Source organism: Belnapia sp. F-4-1 (genome assembly GCF_000802185.1).
Classification (GTDB): domain Bacteria; phylum Pseudomonadota; class Alphaproteobacteria; order Acetobacterales; family Acetobacteraceae; genus Belnapia.
In genome coordinates this window covers 1,384,763-1,401,385 of the sequence record NZ_KN676113.1, presented here as the reverse complement: position 1 = coordinate 1,401,385, position 16,623 = coordinate 1,384,763, and the positions used below count along the sequence as shown (strand labels likewise).

The window sequence follows — 16,623 nt, the reverse complement described above, 5'->3', positions numbered from 1 at the left end:
TGGCGAGCCCCTTGGGGCTGGCCCGGTGGATTGTTCTTTTGACATTTGAAGATGGAATGGTTGGTTAGTTGATTGGTTGAGTGTGTGTTTTGCGCTGGCCTGGTTTTGGGTTTTGCGCGTGGGGCGCGGTTTGGTCCTGCGTGCGGGCTGAGGCTTGGGTTGGTGGAGAAAGAGAAGGGCGTTCGGTGGATGCCTTGGCGCCAAGAGGCGATGAAGGACGTGGCACGCTGCGAAAAGCTGCGGGGAGATGCGAGCGATCGTTGATCCGCAGATATCCGAATGGGGAAACCCCTCCTTTATGGAGATCGTGGGCTGAATACATAGGCTTACGAGGCGAACCTGGGGAACTGAAACATCTCAGTACCTGGAGGAAAAGACATCAACGGAGATTCCGCGAGTAGTGGCGAGCGAAAGCGGAGCAGGCCAGTGGTTCATGTGTGTTAAGCCGAAGCGTCTGGAAAGGCGCGCCAGAGTGGGTGATAGCCCCGTAGGTGTATGGCACGCATGGATCCTTGAGTAGGGCGGGGCACGTGAAACCCTGTCTGAACATGGGGGGACCACCCTCCAAGCCTAAATACTCCTTGGCGACCGATAGTGCACAAGTACCGTGAGGGAAAGGTGAAAAGCACCCCGATGAGGGGAGTGAAAGAGACCTGAAACCGAGCGCCTACAAGCAGTCGGAGCCCGCAAGGGTGACGGCGTACCTTTTGTATAATGGGTCCGCGAGTTTCTGTTGGCAGCGAGCTTAAGCCGTGAGGTGAAGGCGGAGCGAAAGCGAGTCCGAACAGGGCGTCCAGTTGCCGGCAGAAGACCCGAAACCGAGTGATCTAGCCATGGCCAGGCTGAAGGTGCGGTAACACGCACTGGAGGGCCGAACCCACGCCTGTTGAAAAAGTCGGGGATGAGCTGTGGCTAGGGGTGAAAGGCCAATCAAACTCGGAAATAGCTGGTTCTCCGCGAAATCTATTGAGGTAGATCGTCGTTCGATTACCGCCGGAGGTAGAGCACCGGAAGGGCTAGGGGGGCCCAAAGCCCTACCAAACCCTACCGAACTCCGAATGCCGGCGAGTACAGGGCGGCAGACAGACAGTGGGTGCTAAGGTCCATTGTCGAGAGGGAAACAGCCCAGACCACCAGCTAAGGCCCCCAAATGATGGCTAAGTGGGAAAGCATGTAGGACGGCCATAACAACCAGGAGGTTGGCTTAGAAGCAGCCATCCTTTAAAGAAAGCGTAATAGCTCACTGGTCTAATAGCTGTCCCGCGGCGAAAATGTAACGGGGCTCAAGCCATCTGCCGAAGCTGTGGATGCTCGAAAGAGCGTGGTAGCGGAGCGTTCCCTAAGCCTGTGAAGCGGTACCTGCGAGGGGCCGTGGAGGTATGGGAAGTGCGAATGCGGACATGAGTAGCGACAAGGAGAGTGAGAAACTCTCCCGCCGAAAGTCCAAGGGTTCCTGCGCAAGGCTAATCCGCGCAGGGTGAGCCGGCCCCTAAGGCGAGGGCGACAGCCGTAGCCGATGGAAACAGGGTGAACATTCCCTGGCCCGCCAGATGTGACAGCCGTGAAGTTCTGTATGCCCTTACTGGATTGGGTATGCAGCTGGATCGGCTCGGGAAATAGCACTGGCATTACGGACCGTACCCTAAACCGACACAGGTGGACTGGTAGAGCATACCAAGGCGCTTGAGAGAACCATGCTGAAGGAACTAGGCAAATTGCTCGCGTAACTTCGGGATAAGCGAGACCCTACTTTGGGCAACCAGGGTGGGGTGACACAAACCAGGGGGTGGCGACTGTTTAGTAAAAACACAGGGCTCTGCGAAATCGAGAGATGACGTATAGGGTCTGACGCCTGCCCGGTGCCGGAAGGTCAAGGGGAGATGTGCAAGCATCGAACCGAAGCCCCGGTAAACGGCGGCCGTAACTATAACGGTCCTAAGGTAGCGAAATTCCTTGTCGGGTAAGTTCCGACCTGCACGAATGGCGTAACGACCTCCCCACTGTCTCCAGCATGGGCTCAGCGAAATTGAATTCCCCGTGAAGATGCGGGGTACCCGCGGTCAGACGGAAAGACCCTATGAACCTTTACTGCAACTTCGCAGTGGCGCCAGGAAGGGACTGTGTAGGATAGGTGGGAGGCTTTGAAGCCGGGGCGCTAGCCTTGGTGGAGCCAACCTTGAAATACCACCCTGTGCCTTTCTGGCGTCTAACTGAGCCCGGTTATCCCGGGCCAGGACCCTGCGTGGTGGGCAGTTTGACTGGGGCGGTCGCCTCCCAAATGGTAACGGAGGCGCGCGATGGTGGGCTCAAGCCGGTCGGACATCGGCTGTTGAGTGCAAAGGCACAAGCCCGCCTGACTGTGAGCGCGACAGCGCGAACAGAGACGAAAGTCGGCCTTAGTGATCCGGTGGTCCCGCGTGGAAGGGCCATCGCTCAACGGATAAAAGGTACTCTAGGGATAACAGGCTGATCTCCCCCAAGAGTCCACATCGACGGGGAGGTTTGGCACCTCGATGTCGGCTCATCGCATCCCGGGGCTGGAGCAGGTCCCAAGGGTTCGGCTGTTCGCCGATTAAAGCGGTACGTGAGCTGGGTTTAGAACGTCGTGAGACAGTTCGGTCCCTATCTGCCGTGGGTGTAGGAGACTTGCGAGGATCTGTCCCTAGTACGAGAGGACCGGGATGGACGCACCTCTGGTGTACCAGTTGTTCCGCCAGGAGCATCGCTGGGTAGCTAAGTACGGACGGGATAACTGCTGAAGGCATCTAAGCAGGAAACCCCCCTCCAAACGAGGTCTCCCTCGAGGGCCGTGATAGACCATCACGTCGATAGGCCGCAGGTGGAAGTGCAGCAATGCATGCAGCCGAGCGGTCCTAATCGCCCGATAGATCTCCACCACACCAACACCACAGCAGCCGTCCCCCTCAACAAGGGACAGCACCGCACGCAGCACCAAGCCGCGCACACACCACACTCAACCCAACACCCCATAACCAACCATCCCATCTCCCACATCCAGGATCCTGTTCGGTGGCCCGGTGGTCATCGCGGGGATGATACACCCGATCCCATCCCGAACTCGGACGTGAAACACCCCAGCGCCCATGGTACTGCAGCTCAAGCTGCGGGAGAGTCGGTCGCCGCCGGGCCACCCAACAGGATCCTCGATACTAACCATTCCACCGCGGGGTGGAGCAGCCCGGTAGCTCGTCAGGCTCATAACCTGAAGGTCACAGGTTCAAATCCTGTCCCCGCATCCCATAACCCCCAGCACATCCGTGACTGGGGGTTTTTTGCGCCCAAAACACAATCATTCAGCCAGAAAAAAGGGGTCGGACCAGCCGTCGCACGTCGACGTTGGGCGATCCCGCTGCGCTCGAGGGCTGAGGCGAAACCGCATCTCCAGCGCGCATGGATGCGAAAACGTCGAGCGCCCTCACGTCCTTATCCCCCCTATCCTTTCCTTTTCAGTCAGGAATCCGGCCCGTAAGGCCCGGGCGTCGGGCCTTTCCGCTGTCCAGCCCAGGCCGGCCGCGAAAGCGTGCCCAGCGCGGGAACGAAAAGATCATCGCACTGTTGTGCTGCGGCGATGAGGAGAGGTGCTGAAGCATGAGTAACCGGGTCGAGATGCCGGCGCCGCAGGTCGGACGGCGGTCGCGCATCAGCGAGGGCATGCCCTTTCCGCTGGGTGCGACCTGGGATGGGCTTGGCGTCAACTTCGCCATCTTCTCGGCCCATGCGACGAAGGTAGAGCTTTGCCTCTTCGACGATGCCGGCGAGACCGAGATCGAGCGCATCGAACTGCCGGAATTCACCGACGAGGTCTGGCACGGCTACCTCCCCGATGCGCGGCCGGGCACGATCTATGGCTATCGCGTCCACGGCCCCTACGAACCGGAGGCGGGCCATCGCTTCAATGCCAACAAGCTGCTGCTCGACCCGTATGCGCGGACCATCGTCGGTGAATTGCAGTGGGGCCCCGAGATCTTCGGCTACCAGTTGGAATCGGAGGATGATCGCACCTTCGACGAGCGCGACAGCGCCGCGCTCATGCCGAAATGCCGCGTCATCGACCAGGCTTTCACCTGGGGCCGCGAGCGCAGCCCGGCCGTCCCCTGGGACCGCACCATCTTCTACGAGACCCATGTGAAGGGGTTCACCAAGCTCCGCACCGACCTGCCGGAGGAGATGCGCGGCACCTATGCCGGCCTCGCCGCGCCCGAGGTCGTCGCCTATCTGCGCGGCCTCGGCGTGACCTCGGTCGAGCTGCTGCCCATCCATACCTTCGTCAACAATGGCCCGTTGGTGGACAAGGGACTTACCAACTATTGGGGCTACGACACCATCAGCTTCTTCTCGCCGGCGCGGCGCTATGCCCGCAACCCGGCCTTCGCCTTCTCCGAATTCAAGGAGATGGTCGCCCGGCTGCATGATGCCAATCTCGAGGTCATCCTCGACGTCGTCTACAACCACACCGCCGAGGGCAACGAGCGCGGGCCGACGCTGTCCTTCAAGGGCATCGACAATGCCAGCTACTACCGGCTGATGCCCGACGAGCCGCGCTACTACATCAACGACACCGGCACCGGGAACACGGTGAACCTCTCGCACCCCCGCGTGCTGCAGATGGTGACGGACAGCCTGCGCTACTGGGCGACCGAGATGCGCGTCGACGGCTTCCGCTTCGACCTCGCCACCATCCTCGGGCGCGAGCCGCACGGCTTCGACGAAGGTGGCGGCTTCCTCGATTCCTGCCGGCAGGACCCCGTGCTGTCGCGCGTCAAGCTGATCGCGGAACCCTGGGATATCGGCCCGGGCGGCTACCAGGTCGGCGGCTTCCCGCCCGGCTGGGCGGAGTGGAACGACCGCTTCCGCGACACCGTGCGCGCCTTCTGGAAGGGCGACGAGGGCATGGCGGCGGAGCTCGCCGCGCGCCTCACCGCCTCTGGCGACAAGTTCAACCGCCGCGGCCGCAAGCCCTGGGCCAGCGTCAACTTCATCGCGGCGCATGACGGCTTCACGCTGAACGACCTCGTTTCGTACAACGACAAGCACAACATGGCCAACGGCGAGGACAACCGCGACGGCCACTCGAACAACCACTCCTGGAACCACGGCGTCGAGGGCCCGACCGACGACCCCGAAATCCAGGCGCTGCGCGAGCGGCAGAAGCGCAACATGATGGCGACGCTGCTGTTCTCGCAGGGCACGCCGATGATGCTCGCAGGCGACGAGCTGGGCCGCACCCAGCAGGGCAACAACAACACCTACTGCCAGGACAACGAGCTGAACTGGGTGGACTGGGCGGGCATCGACGCCGAGGGGAAGAGCCTCGCCGCCTTCACCCGTAAGCTGATCGCGCTGCGCCAGGCCTTCCCTATGCTGCGCCGCAGCCGCTTCCTCACCGGCGCCTATAACGAAGAGCTGGAGATCAAGGACGCCACCTGGATCACGCCCGATGGGGCTGAGATGGATGGGCAGCATTGGGACGACCCGAATACCCGCTGCTTCGGCGTGGTGATGGACGGCCGCGCCCAGGCGACCGGTATCCGCCGCCCCGGCTCGGACGCCACGCTCCTGATGATCCTGAACTCGCATCATGAGGCCGTGGAATTCTCGCTGCCGGAGCCCCCGGCCGGCCAGCGCTGGCTGCTGCTCATCGACACCAACCGTCCGGACCTGGATGAGCCGGAGCCCTTCGAATTCGGCCATCCCTATATCGTCACCGGCCGGTCGCTGCTGCTCCTGGTGCTGCGGCCGGAACGGGGCGGCACCGGCATCCTTGCTGCGGCGCGCTCGGCGTTGCTGGCCGGCAAGGCCGCTCCGCCGCTGCCCGCGGCATAAGGCGATGGCTTAGGCCGGGGCCGGGGCGCTACTGGCGCTCGATCCCGGCCTTCGCCGCCACCTCGGACCACTTCGCCACCTCGGCGGCGACGAAGCGCTGCGCCTCCTCCGGGGTGCTGCCCACCACCTCGGCACCGAGTCCCATCAGCCGCTCCCGCACCGAGGGGATGCGCAGCGTGCCGAGGGTTCCGTCGGCGATCGCCTGTACCACCGGAGCCGGAATGCCGGCGGGGCCGATCAGCGCACCCCAGGTCGCCGCCTCGTAGCCGGGATAGCCGCTCTCGGCGACGGTCGGAACCGCGGGCAGCACCTCCACCCGCCGGGCGGCCGTGACCGCGAGCGCCTTCAGCTTGCCGCCCTGCACATGGCCGAGCACCGCCGGCAGCGTGTCGAACATCACGCCGATCCGCCCCGCCATCAGGTCGGGATGCGCCGCCGTGCTGCCGCGATAGGGCACATGCGTCATCTCCACCCCGGCGCGGCTGGCGAACATCTCCGCGGCCAGGTGCACCGCCCCGCCCGTGCCGGCGAAGCTGACCTTGCCCGGCGCCTGCCGCGCCAGGGCGGCCAGCTCCTGCGGGGTATTGGCCGGGAAGTCGGGTGCCGCCACCAGCACCAGCGGCACGGTGTAGACCACCGTCAGCGCCTCGATGTCGCGCAGCGTGTCGAAGGGCGTGCGGTAGAGCGGCACGTTGACCGCATGGTTCACCGAGACGAGGCCGAGCGAGTGCCCGTCCGCCGGCGACTTGGCCACCGCCTCGGTGCCGACGATGCCATTGGCCCCGGCGCGGTTCTCCACCACCACGGGCTGGCCCCATGCCGACGGCAGGTGCTCCGCCAGCAGCCGGGCGGCGATGTCGGACGCACCGCCCGGCGTGTAGGGCACGATGATCCGCACCGGCCGGCTGGGGAAGGCCGGCTGGCCATGGGCGCGCCCGGCCAGCACGAGAGCGGGCAGGGCAAGCGCCGCGCGGCGGGGGAGTGTCATGGGCGTCCTCCTTGTCTCGACGGCCGCAGCACCTGGGTCGCGCCGGCCTCCCGCTCGATCGCCGGCCATGAATAGCGCATCGGCACCATCCGGCAGGCGGACCAGGCGGCGTTCTGGTCGGCGTAGTGCGGGCTGCCCGGCCGGCCGGAGACGCCGTGGAAGACGGCCCAGAGGCTGTTGTCCCAGTCGCCCACATCGAAGGCGTAGCGCGCCAGCGCGCCATAGGTGGCGGCGGTGCCGGCCGAGGGCAGCATCCCCACCGCCAGCACCGTGTCGCCATCGCCGCCCAGCGGCCGCGCCGGCGGGTCGAGCCCCGCCTCGGGGAAGAGTGGCGTCAGCGGATGGGTGAGGCGCGGCGCATGGGCCTCGCCCCAGGGCCGCAGCGGCTCGGCAGCGGCGCGGCGCAGCGCCTCGGCCAGGGCCTCTGCCCAGGACCAGTCGCCGAGCAGCGCCGCGTCGCCCTCCCGCAGCAGGCGCGGCAGGCACCACCAGAGCTGGTTCATCGGCACCACGCCGGGCGGAACGGCGAGATAGGGATGGCCGGCAACCCCGGCGAGCCCGCTCCGCTCGGCCAGCAGGGCGGTGAGTGCGCGGCGCAGGGCGATATAGGCCGTGGCCGCCTCGCTGCCCGCCGCCATCCGCCCGTCCCAGCTGAGCAACATGGCACGAAGCCGCGCGGCGGCAGGCTCCATGGGCTCGGGCAGCGCCGCCAGCCGCTCGCGCAGCAGCAGCGCATTGGGCGAAAGCACATCGGCATGCACCGCCGCCGCCCCTGCCGCGGTCAGCGACTCGCCCGCCTCGATCAACTCGGCGATCCGCCGGGCGCGGTAGGGCGGGTGGCAGTCGGTGCAGAGATAGTCGGGATGGTCATCCGCCACGACACGGTTGTTGGCGGTGACGATGACGCCGCCCGGCGGGTCGATCACTCGCGGCATCTCGGCATGCGGGATCCACCCCTCCCACTCATGCTCCCCGGTCCAGCCCGGCACCGGCAGCCAGCCATTGGCGCGCGGCCGCCGCGGCAGGGTGGCGCGCACGAGCTGGCCGATATGCCCCGCCGTATCGGCCGCGACCAGGTTGTGGTCGATCAGCCCCCAGCCCGCCGTCGCCGCATAGAGCTCCTCCAACGAGCCGGCGCGCAGCATGCGCGGCAGGCAGTCGAAGGACAGGTCGGTCTCGGCGGTCTGCACCGTCCGCAGGGCGAGCGCCGTCCCCCGCGCCGGGTTGCCGGCGATGACCGCGCCATGATCCGTCTCGATGATCTCGATCTCGCGCGGCGCCGCCCCGCGCACCGCGATCGTCTCGTGGCGCCGCGCCACCGGGCGCCATTCGCCACGGAACAGGGTATGCGCCGCGCCCTCGTCGAACCGCTCCACGAAGAGGTCGAAGAGGTCCATGAAGGCATGCGTCACGCACCAGGCGACGCGACCGTTATGGGCGAAATGCGGAAAGGCCGGCACGCCCGGCACCGTCAGCCCGATCGCGTCGAACGCATCGCAGGCGACATGGTGCTGCGCATACATGTTCGGGATCTCGAAGACCCGGTGCGGATCGCCCGCCAGCACCGGCCGGCCCGTGGCGCTGCGCCCCGGCCCCACCGCCCAGTTGTTGCTGCCGCCGCCCGCCGCATCCGGCGCCGCTGCCTCCAGCAGCGCGGCGACGCCCGGCGCCAGCTCGGCCAGCGTCGCCTCCCACCGTTTGGCGTCCACGCCCGGCGGGATGATGAGCGCGTCCAGCCCGCCATCGTCGTAGCGCAGCTTGCCCACCTGCTCCGCCCCCACCACCGGCAGCGCTGCCGCGCGCCAGAGCTTGAACCAGACGGAGCCCATCAGCAGGCCGAGGCGGCGCATCACCGCGATGCTGTGCCAGCCCTCCCAGGGCTCCGGCCGCTCGCCGAGCAGCGCGTATTCGACCGGCAGCGGCGTGTCGCTCCCGATGAGCGCATTCACCCCCTCGGCATAGCGGTCGAGCATCGCCCGCGTCTCCGGCGCGGCGGCCTCGTAGTCGCGCCGCGAGGCCCGCTCCACGCCGAGCCGGCGCGCCAGCGCATCCGCCTCCACCGCCTGGGGGCCAAGGAATTCCGCGGCCCGCCCCGTCGCCCTGCGGCGGGTGAGGTCCATCTGGAACAGCCGGTCCTGCGCATGGACGAAGCCGAGCGCGAACCATGCATCATGCTCCGTCTCAGCGCGAAGATGCGGCACGCCCTGCGGATCGCGGTGGATGGTGACGGGCGCGGCCAGCCCCGGCAGTTCCAGCACCCCGTCCAGCTTCGGCAATGCGGCGGCGAAATCGGTCATCCGCGCCTCACCGCGTCGGCCATGGCCGGGCTCGCAGGCAGCATCGGGGCAAGGATCAGGCATCGCATGGCTCTTCCTCCCGGGGTTATCATGCGGGGAGTTGTGGAGGGGCGCCATGGACGACCTGCCGAATTCAGTCGACGTCGCATTGCGCCGGCGCGCCGCCCAGGTGATCCCCGGCGGCCTCTGGGGCCATCTCGATGCGGCCCGGCTGCCAGCCGGCTACCCGCAATTCTTCCGCAGCGCCGAGGGCTGCCGGCTGACCGATGTGGATGGGCACACGGTCATCGACTTCATGTGCAGCTGGGGGCCGATCGTGCTTGGCCATCGCCACCCGGCGGTAGAGGAGGCCGTCGCCCGCCAGGCCGCGCTCGGCGATGCGATGAACGGGCCCGGCGAGGTGCTGGTGGAACTGGCCGAGGCGCTGGTCGCGCTGATCCCCGCCGCCGACTGGTGCCTCCTCCAGAAGAACGGCACGGACGCCACCACCGCCTGCGTCACCATCGCCCGCGCTGGGACGAGACGGCGCAAGCTCCTCGCCGCCCGCGGCAGCTACCACGGCGCCGCGCCCTGGTGCTCGCCCTCGCTGGTTGGCGTCACCACGGAGGACCGGGCGCATATCCTCCACTACGAGTACAACGACATCGCCTCGCTCGAGAATGCGGTGGACCAGGCCGGCGGCGACCTCGCCGGCATCCTGGTCGCCGCCTTCCGCCACGACCTCGGCCGCGACCAGGAGATGCCGGAGCCGGCCTTCGCCCGCCGCCTGCGCGAGCTGGCCGATGCGGCCGGCGCCGCGCTGATCCTCGACGAGGTCCGCGCCGGCTTCCGCCTCGACCTCGGCGGCTCCTGGGAGGCGCTCGGCGTGCGGCCGGACCTTTCGGCCTGGAGCAAGGCGATCGGCAACGGCCATGCGCTGGCGGCGGTGACGGGGGCGGAGCGCTTCCGCGCGGCCGCCGCCTCCGTCTTCACCACCGGCTCCTTCTGGTGCGCCGCGGTGCCGATGGCCGCCGCCCTGGCAACGCTCGCCGAGTTGCGGCGCCTCGACGGCCCCGCCCATATGCGGGCGATGGGCGAGCGGCTGCGCGCCGGGCTCGCAGCCGGCGCCGCCCGGCACGGCCTTGCCATCCGCCAATCAGGGCCGCCGCAGATGCCGCTCGTGCTGTTCGAGGGCGACGCCGATTTCGCCCGCGGCAATGCCTTCTGCGCCGCGGCGCTGCGGGCGGGGGCCTATTTCCACCCGAAGCACAACATGTTCCTCAGCTGCGCCCATGGCACGGCCGAGATCGACGCGGCGCTGGAGGCGGCCGAGGCCGGCTTCGCCGCCGCCGCACGAGCCTAGCGGCGGCTCAGCGCAGGGTGGCGACGCTCAGCCCCGCCAATTCCCGCACCGTGCGGCCGCCGCGTTTCTCCCCTGGCAGCACCAGCCGCCATTGCGCCGGCGCCAGGGCCACGCCGTCCTGGCGCAGGGCGACGATCGCCGCGCGGCCGGCGAATTCCGGCGAAACCTCGCCCATGGCCAGCACGGCAACATAGCCGTCCCGCCCCGTCGCCAGCACCGCCTGCCGCACCTGGTCGCGCGGCCGGTCGGCGAGGCCGGCGGCCTCCAGCACCGCCCAGAGCGAGGGCCCCTCATAGACTCGCTCGGCCGTGCCATGATCGGCCGGGGCGCTGACGCGCTGCGCCGGCAGCGCTGCCAGCGCGGCCTCCGGCAGCAGCCGCGCCGGGCCGCCTTCGCGCCCGACCATGAGGCCCGGCTCCTCCGGCCCGGCCGCCGCCAGCAGCAGGGCGGCCGCAAGCAGCCCGCGCCGCCGCATTCTAGTTCGTCCCGACCATGACGTCGGAGGCCTTGATGACGGCCATCGCATCCTTGCCGACCGCAAGGCCGAGCTCATCGATCGCCGCATCGGTGATGGAGGCGGTGATGACGATGCCCCCGCCGGCATCGATCCGCACATGGCCGGTGGTCTGGCCTTTCTCGACGCCGACGACCTTGCCCTTGATCCGGTTCCGCGCGCTCAGCTTCATCCTGTCCTCCTGGGTTGGGCCGGGACGATAGCGACTGCGGGATCCATGGCGAATGAAGCGCGGGTGACGGCACCCGTCCGCCATGCCTAAGCTGCCCGCCAGGGAAACGAGGAGCGGTCCATGCAGCCTTCCACCAGGCGCAACCTCCTGCTCGCGGGCGGCGCCGCGGCGCTGGCCCGGCCTCGCCCGGCGCGCGCCGCCACCACGCTCAACGTGGTGCTGGAATCCGAGGCGGTGATCCTCGACCCGCATTTCACCACTGCCGCCATCAGCCGCACCTTCGGCTACCACGTCTTCGACACGCTCTTCGCCATGGACGACAGCGGCGCCATCCGCCCGCAGATGGTGGACCGCCATGAAAGCTCATCCGACGGCCTGACCTGGCGCTTTACCCTGCGCGACGGCCTCCGCTTCCATGACGGCGCGCCGGTCACCGCGCGGGACTGCGCCCTCTCGCTCCAGCGCTGGGCACCGCGCGACGCCATGGGCCGGCTGCTGCTCGCCGCCGGCGCGCAATTCGAGGCGGCCGATGCCGCGACCCTGGTGCTGACGCTGCGCGAGCCCTTCCCCCTGGTGCTGGAGGTGCTGGGCAAGCCGAACGCGCCGGTGCCCTTCATCCTGCCGGAGCGGCTGGCGCGCATCCCGGGCGACACCCGCATCACCGAGATCGTCGGCAGCGGCCCCTTCACCTTCCGCACCGATCTCTGGAAGCCCGGCAGCAGCATGGTGCTGGAACGCTTCGACGGCTACCGGCCGCGCCCGGAGCCCGCCAGCTTCCTCGCCGGCGGCAAGGCGGTGAAGATCGACCAGCTGGCGCTGCACGTCCTGCCAGACCAGGCGACGGCGGCCACCGCGCTGATGGCCGGCGAGATCGACTACCAGCAATACCTGCCCTTCGACCTGCTGCCCCGGCTGGAGCGGGCGCGCGGCATCACGCTGATGGGCCTCGGCGGGCTGCACATGTTCCAGGGCAATTTCCGCCTGAACCATGCCGCCCCACCCTTCGACGATCCCGAGGTGCGCCGCGTCCTCTGGCATCTGGTGGACCAGCCGGCGGTGCTGCAGGCGATCGGCGTGCCGGGGCGCTTTGCCGTGCAGCGCTGCGGCAGCGTCTTCATGTGCGACAGCCCCTATGAGAGCCGCACCGGGGCGGAGGCGCTCGACTTCTCGCTGGAGAAGGCCCGCGCCGCGCTGGCCCGCACCCGCTATGGCGGCCAGCCGGTGGTGATGCTGGAGGTGCAGTCGAGCATCAGCCAGACCGCCTCCATGGTGCTGGCGCAGAACCTGCGCGCCGTGGGCTTCACCGTGGAGCAGCAGGTGATGGACTGGGGCACGGTGCTCGCCCGGCGGGTGCGGAAGGAGGGGTGGAGCCTCTTCTCGGTCTATGCCAACGGCATCGACATGATCTCGCCGCTGACGCATTTCTACATCGCCAGCACCTGCGCCGACTACACGGGCTGGAGCTGCGACGCGCGCATCCCGCCGTTGCTGCAGGCCTTCGCCCGCGCCCCCGACCTCGCAGCGCGGCGGACACTGGCGGAGCAGATCCAGGGCGTCGCCTATGAGCTGACGCCGGCGGTGAGCTGGGGCCAGTTCACCATCCCGGCCGGCTACCGCAACCGGCTGCGCAACCTGCCGCAGTCAAGCTTCCCGATGTTCTGGAACGTCGAGGTGTGAGGAGTCGATAGGAAAATAAGCTTCCTTATGGCGGACCATTTTGTTACGCTACGCGGCCACTCACCCAGGGAGCCGCCATGCCCCAGCCGCCCGCCAGGCCGCCTCGAAAGGCCCCGGGCATACCCGCCTGCCTATTTGTCCGAAAGCTGCATCAATGGCTTAGCGACCAGCCCCGCCTCGGCGTCCCGCGCCGCCGCCGCCGGGTTCCGCTCCTCCGGCGGGCCGTAGCCGCCGCCGCCCGGCATCTCCACCACCAGCCGCCCGCCTGCCGGGATCACCTGGAAGCCCTTGCCCTTCAGCACCGTGCCATCGGCCAGCGAGAGCCGCCCCGCCGCCCCCGGCTGCCCGCCCTCGCGCCCGCGCGCCGGGTAGTGCACCCGCTCGAAGGTGGCGAAGATGCCGAAGGGCGCGCCATGCCGGTGCTCCACCTCCATCACCTGGCCGAGGCCGCCGCGCTGCCGCCCCGCCCCGCCGCTGTCCGGCCGCAGCTCCTTGGTCCAGACCACCACCGGCGCGACGGTCTCGGTGATCTCCACCGGCACGTTCCGCACGCCCGAGGGGAAAGGCGTGGCCGAGAGCCCGTCCTGCCGCGGCCGCGCGCCCGCGCCGCCGGAATGGAAGGTGGTCACCATGAAGGGCTGGCCGGTGGGGCCGGTGATGCCATGCCCGGCGCCGAGCTTGAGGTTCCAGAGATTGCTCGTCCCCTCCGCCGGCACCCGCCCGGGGATGCACTGGTGCAGCGCGCCGTAGACCACGTCGGGCAGCATGTGGCCGATGGTGGAGCGCGCGTTCACCGCCGCCGGATGCAGCGCATTGACGATGCTGCCCTCCGGCGCCGTCACCCGCACCGCGTCCAGCGTGCCGGCATTGTTGGGGATGGTGGGGGCGGCGATGCACTTCACCCCGAAGGCGGTGTAGGCCTCGGTGTAGCAGATCGGGCAGTTGATCCCGTAGGCCGAGGCGCCGGAGGTCCCGGCATAGTCCACCGCCACATGGTCGCCCGCGATGGTGACGCGGGCGCGCAGGTCGATCGGTGCGTCATAGCCGTCGATCCGCATGTGCCCGTCCCAGCTGCCCTGCGGCAGGGCGCGGATCGCCGCCTCCATCCCGGCCTGCGACCGTTCGATGATATGCGTCCCCAGTTCGTCGAGATCGGCGATGCCATGCTCCGCCATCATCGCGGAGAGCCGCCGCTCGCCGATCAGGTTGCAGGCGACGAGGGCATGGATGTCGCCCTCCACCTGCACCGCCTCGCGGACATTGGCGCGAACCATGCGCAGCAGGCTCTCGTCCCAGACGCCCCCCCGCACCAGCGGCAGCAGCGGGATGAACAGCCCCTCGTGATAGACCTGCCGCCCGTCCGGCGACTGCCCGAGCCCGCCGATATCGACCACATGCGTGGTGCAGGAGAAGAGCGCGACCAGCTTCCCGTCATGGAAGGCGGGCGAGGTGATGACGATGTCGTAGAGGTGGCCGGTGCCCTTCCACGGGTCGTTGGTGATGAAGTGGTCGCCCGGCCTCATCGTGTCGGCGGGGAATTCGTGGAGGAAGTGGACGACGCTGCGAGCCATGGAGTTGACATGCCCCGGCGTCCCCGTGACGGCCTGGGCGAGCATCCGCCCCTCCAGGTCGAAGACGCCGGCCGAGATGTCGCCCGCCTCCCGAGCGCTGGTGGAGAAGGCGGTGCGGACCAGCGCCCTGGCCTGCTCCTCGACGACCGAGAGCAGGCGGTTCCACATCACCTGGAGACGGATGTCCCTCATGACGCGATCTCCAGCACGAGCTGCCCGAGGGCGTTGACGTGGACGGTGGCGCCGCGCGGCACCACGGTGGTGGTGGCATCCTCGACGACCAGCGCCGGGCCTTCGAGTGCCATGCCAGGGGCCAGCGCCGCCCGCTCATGCAGCGCCGCCTCCTCGCGCAGCCCGGTTGCCGGGTCGAGCACCATCCGCCATGCGGCAGGCGCCGGGGCCGGGCGCGACGGCGGCTCGGCGGCGGGCGAGGGCAGGGGGCGGCTGGTCGCCAGTGCCAGGGTCCAGGTCAGCGCCTCCACCTCCAGCCGCGGGATGGTCCGGCCGAACAGCGCGGCATAGGCGGCATCGAAGCCCGCCCGCAGCGCTGCGGCGTCGAGTGTTGTGATCGGCACCGCGATCTCATGCCCCTGGCCGCGATAGCGCATGAAGCCGGTGCGCGTCTCGACCAGCGCCTCCCCCGGCGCGCCGAGGCGGACCACCGCCTCCGCCTCCGCCCGCATGGCGGCGAACAGCGCCTCCAGCACCCCGGCATCCAGCGCATCGAGCCGCATGTGCCGGGTGCGCACCACCTCATAGGCGATCGGCGCCCGCAGGAAGCCATGTGCCGAGCCGACGCCGGCGCCGACCGGCACCACGACGCGCGCCATGCCGAGCTTCCGCGCCAATCGTGCCGCATGCAGCGGCGCCGCGCCGCCGAAGGCGATCAGCGTGCGCTCGGCGGTGTCCTTGCCGTTCTCCACGGCGTGGACGCGAGCGGCGCTCGCCATGGTCTCGTCCACGATCTCGGCGACGCCCGCCGCGGCATCCTCGCCGAGCCCGGCCAGCGCCGCCGCAGCGCGGTCGAGATGCAGCGGGATGCTGCCGCCGGCGAAGCGTGCCGGGTCGAGCCGGCCGAGCGCGGCATCGGCATCCGTCACCGTCGGCTCGGTGCCGCCATTGCCGTAGCAGGCGGGGCCGGGGACGCTGCCGGCGCTGTCGGGCCCGACCTGGATGCGCCCCAGCGCATCCCGCCGCGCGATAGAGCCGCCCCCAGCGCCGATCTCGACCAGCTCGATCACCGGGATGCGGACCGGGATGCCGCTGCCCTGCACGAAGCGATAGGCCCGCGCCACCTCGAACTGGCGCGAGCGCTGCAGCTCCAGCCCGTCGAGCAGCGTCAGCTTCGCCGTCGTGCCGCCCATGTCGAAGGCAACGGCACGGTCGAGCCCGCATTCGGCGGCGACGGCCTGCGCCAGGATGGCGCCACCCGCCGGCCCGCTCTCGACCAGGCGCACGGGATAGCGCCGCGCCGTCTCGACGGTGGTGACGCCGCCCGAAGACATCATCAGCAGCAGCGGCGCGGCGATGCCGGCCTCGCGCAGCCCGCTCTCCAGCCGGCCGAGATAGCCGGCCATCAGCGGCTGCACATAGGCATTGGCGATGGTGGTGGAGGCGCGCTCGTATTCGCGGATCTCGGGCGCCACCTCGCAGGACAGCGACAGGGCGACGCCCGGCAGCTCTTCCGCCAGGATCTCGCCCGCCCGGCGCTCATGCGCCTCATGCGTGAAGCTATGGAGGAAGCAGACGGCCACGGCCTCGATGCCGTCGCGGCGGAAGTCGGCAGCGACGGCACGAAGCGCGGCCTCGTCAAGCGGCTTCAGCACGGCGCCGTCGGCGGCGATGCGCTCCGGCACGCCGCGCCGCCAGGGGCGGGGGACCAGCGGCTCCGGCCGCTCCATGTGGATGTCGTACTGCTCGAAGCGATGCTCCCAGGCGATCTCGATCGAATCGCGGAAGCCCTCGGTCGTCACCAGCGCCGTGCGGGCGCCCTTGCGCTCGATCAGCGCATTGGTGGCGAGCGTCGTGCCGTGGACGACGAGGCCGAGCTGCGCCGGCTGCCGCTCGGCCAGCGCCAGGATGCGCCGCGTGCCCTCCAGCACCGCCTGCTCCGGCGCCGCCGGGGTGGTGAGCAGCTTGGTGGACCAGGACTGCCCGTCCTCTTCCAGCACCAGGTCGGTGAAGGTGCCGCCGATATCGACTGCCAGTCTCAGCATGG

Annotated in this window: 9 protein-coding genes, 1 tRNA gene and 2 rRNA genes; 6 read left to right on the top strand and 6 right to left on the bottom strand. The window is 69.0% G+C overall.

The features are described from left to right. Positions 1-162 precede the first annotated feature (162 nt). The 4 genes from LH62_RS06785 (at position 163) to glgX (ending at position 5,844) form a co-directional block, all read left to right on the top strand. A 23S ribosomal RNA gene (locus LH62_RS06785) occupies positions 163-2,898 on the top strand. 136 nt (positions 2,899-3,034) lie between these two features. After that, positions 3,035-3,149 (top strand): 5S ribosomal RNA (gene rrf, locus LH62_RS06780). A 34-nt stretch (positions 3,150-3,183) separates the two neighbouring features. Then, positions 3,184-3,257 (top strand) — tRNA-Met (locus LH62_RS06775). A gap of 352 nt (positions 3,258-3,609) precedes the next feature. Beyond that, the gene (glgX, locus tag LH62_RS06770; RefSeq protein ID WP_144404408.1) at positions 3,610-5,844 is read left to right on the top strand and encodes a glycogen debranching protein GlgX; all 2,235 of its coding nucleotides are present in this window, start codon (positions 3,610-3,612) and stop codon (positions 5,842-5,844) included. Between the two features lie 28 nt (positions 5,845-5,872). Here glgX and LH62_RS06765 read toward each other — a convergent pair whose 3' ends face one another. Then, positions 5,873-6,832: a tripartite tricarboxylate transporter substrate binding protein gene (locus tag LH62_RS06765; protein WP_043360129.1), complete on the bottom strand. Its 960-nt coding sequence runs from the start codon at positions 6,830-6,832 to the stop codon at positions 5,873-5,875. Then, a complete protein-coding gene (locus LH62_RS29110; RefSeq protein ID WP_043360127.1) occupies positions 6,829-9,129 on the bottom strand; it encodes a penicillin acylase family protein in 2,301 nt (766 codons plus the stop codon). The genes LH62_RS06765 and LH62_RS29110 overlap by 4 nt, the downstream gene beginning before the upstream one ends. Positions 9,130-9,244: 115 nt before the next feature. Between LH62_RS29110 and LH62_RS06755 the strand changes: the two genes are divergently transcribed. Next, the gene (locus LH62_RS06755; RefSeq protein ID WP_144404407.1) at positions 9,245-10,471 is read left to right on the top strand and encodes an aminotransferase class III-fold pyridoxal phosphate-dependent enzyme; all 1,227 of its coding nucleotides are present in this window, start codon (positions 9,245-9,247) and stop codon (positions 10,469-10,471) included. Positions 10,472-10,478: 7 nt separating this feature from the next. Here the strand turns inward: LH62_RS06755 and LH62_RS28120 are convergent, their stop codons facing one another. Together LH62_RS28120 and LH62_RS06745 are read right to left on the bottom strand one after the other, a co-directional pair. Then, positions 10,479-10,946 carry a hypothetical protein gene (locus LH62_RS28120; protein WP_052213816.1) on the bottom strand — a complete coding sequence of 156 codons (468 nt, stop codon included), beginning with the start codon at positions 10,944-10,946 and terminating at the stop codon, positions 10,479-10,481. Position 10,947: 1 nt separating this feature from the next. Next, the gene (locus tag LH62_RS06745; RefSeq protein WP_043360124.1) at positions 10,948-11,157 is read right to left on the bottom strand and encodes a molybdopterin-binding protein; all 210 of its coding nucleotides are present in this window, start codon (positions 11,155-11,157) and stop codon (positions 10,948-10,950) included. Positions 11,158-11,277: 120 nt separating this feature from the next. Here LH62_RS06745 and LH62_RS06740 point away from each other — a divergent pair, with 120 nt between their 5' ends. Next, a complete protein-coding gene (locus tag LH62_RS06740; RefSeq protein WP_043360122.1) occupies positions 11,278-12,834 on the top strand; it encodes an ABC transporter substrate-binding protein in 1,557 nt (518 codons plus the stop codon). A 131-nt stretch (positions 12,835-12,965) separates the two neighbouring features. Here the strand turns inward: LH62_RS06740 and LH62_RS06735 are convergent, their stop codons facing one another. Next, entirely contained in the window at positions 12,966-14,597 is a 1,632-nt protein-coding gene (locus tag LH62_RS06735; RefSeq protein ID WP_043360120.1) for a hydantoinase B/oxoprolinase family protein, read from the bottom strand. Beyond that, positions 14,594-16,621 carry a hydantoinase/oxoprolinase family protein gene (locus tag LH62_RS06730; protein ID WP_043360117.1) on the bottom strand — a complete coding sequence of 676 codons (2,028 nt, stop codon included), beginning with the start codon at positions 16,619-16,621 and terminating at the stop codon, positions 14,594-14,596. The genes LH62_RS06735 and LH62_RS06730 overlap by 4 nt, the downstream gene beginning before the upstream one ends. Positions 16,622-16,623 lie beyond the last annotated feature (2 nt).

Excerpts from the sequence above, each read along its gene's own strand:
- glgX (WP_144404408.1), top strand. The coding sequence starts at position 3,610 with ATGAGTAACCGGGTCGAGATGCCGGCGCCGCAGGTCGGACGGCGGTCG.
- LH62_RS06740 (WP_043360122.1), top strand. The coding sequence starts at position 11,278 with ATGCAGCCTTCCACCAGGCGCAACCTCCTGCTCGCGGGCGGCGCCGCG.
- LH62_RS06745 (WP_043360124.1), bottom strand. The coding sequence starts at position 11,157 with ATGAAGCTGAGCGCGCGGAACCGGATCAAGGGCAAGGTCGTCGGCGTC.
- LH62_RS06755 (WP_144404407.1), top strand. The coding sequence starts at position 9,245 with ATGGACGACCTGCCGAATTCAGTCGACGTCGCATTGCGCCGGCGCGCC.
- LH62_RS06735 (WP_043360120.1), bottom strand. The coding sequence starts at position 14,597 with ATGAGGGACATCCGTCTCCAGGTGATGTGGAACCGCCTGCTCTCGGTC.
- LH62_RS28120 (WP_052213816.1), bottom strand. The coding sequence starts at position 10,946 with ATGCGGCGGCGCGGGCTGCTTGCGGCCGCCCTGCTGCTGGCGGCGGCC.
- LH62_RS06730 (WP_043360117.1), bottom strand. The coding sequence starts at position 16,621 with ATGCTGAGACTGGCAGTCGATATCGGCGGCACCTTCACCGACCTGGTG.
- LH62_RS29110 (WP_043360127.1), bottom strand. The coding sequence starts at position 9,129 with ATGACCGATTTCGCCGCCGCATTGCCGAAGCTGGACGGGGTGCTGGAA.
- LH62_RS06765 (WP_043360129.1), bottom strand. The coding sequence starts at position 6,832 with ATGACACTCCCCCGCCGCGCGGCGCTTGCCCTGCCCGCTCTCGTGCTG.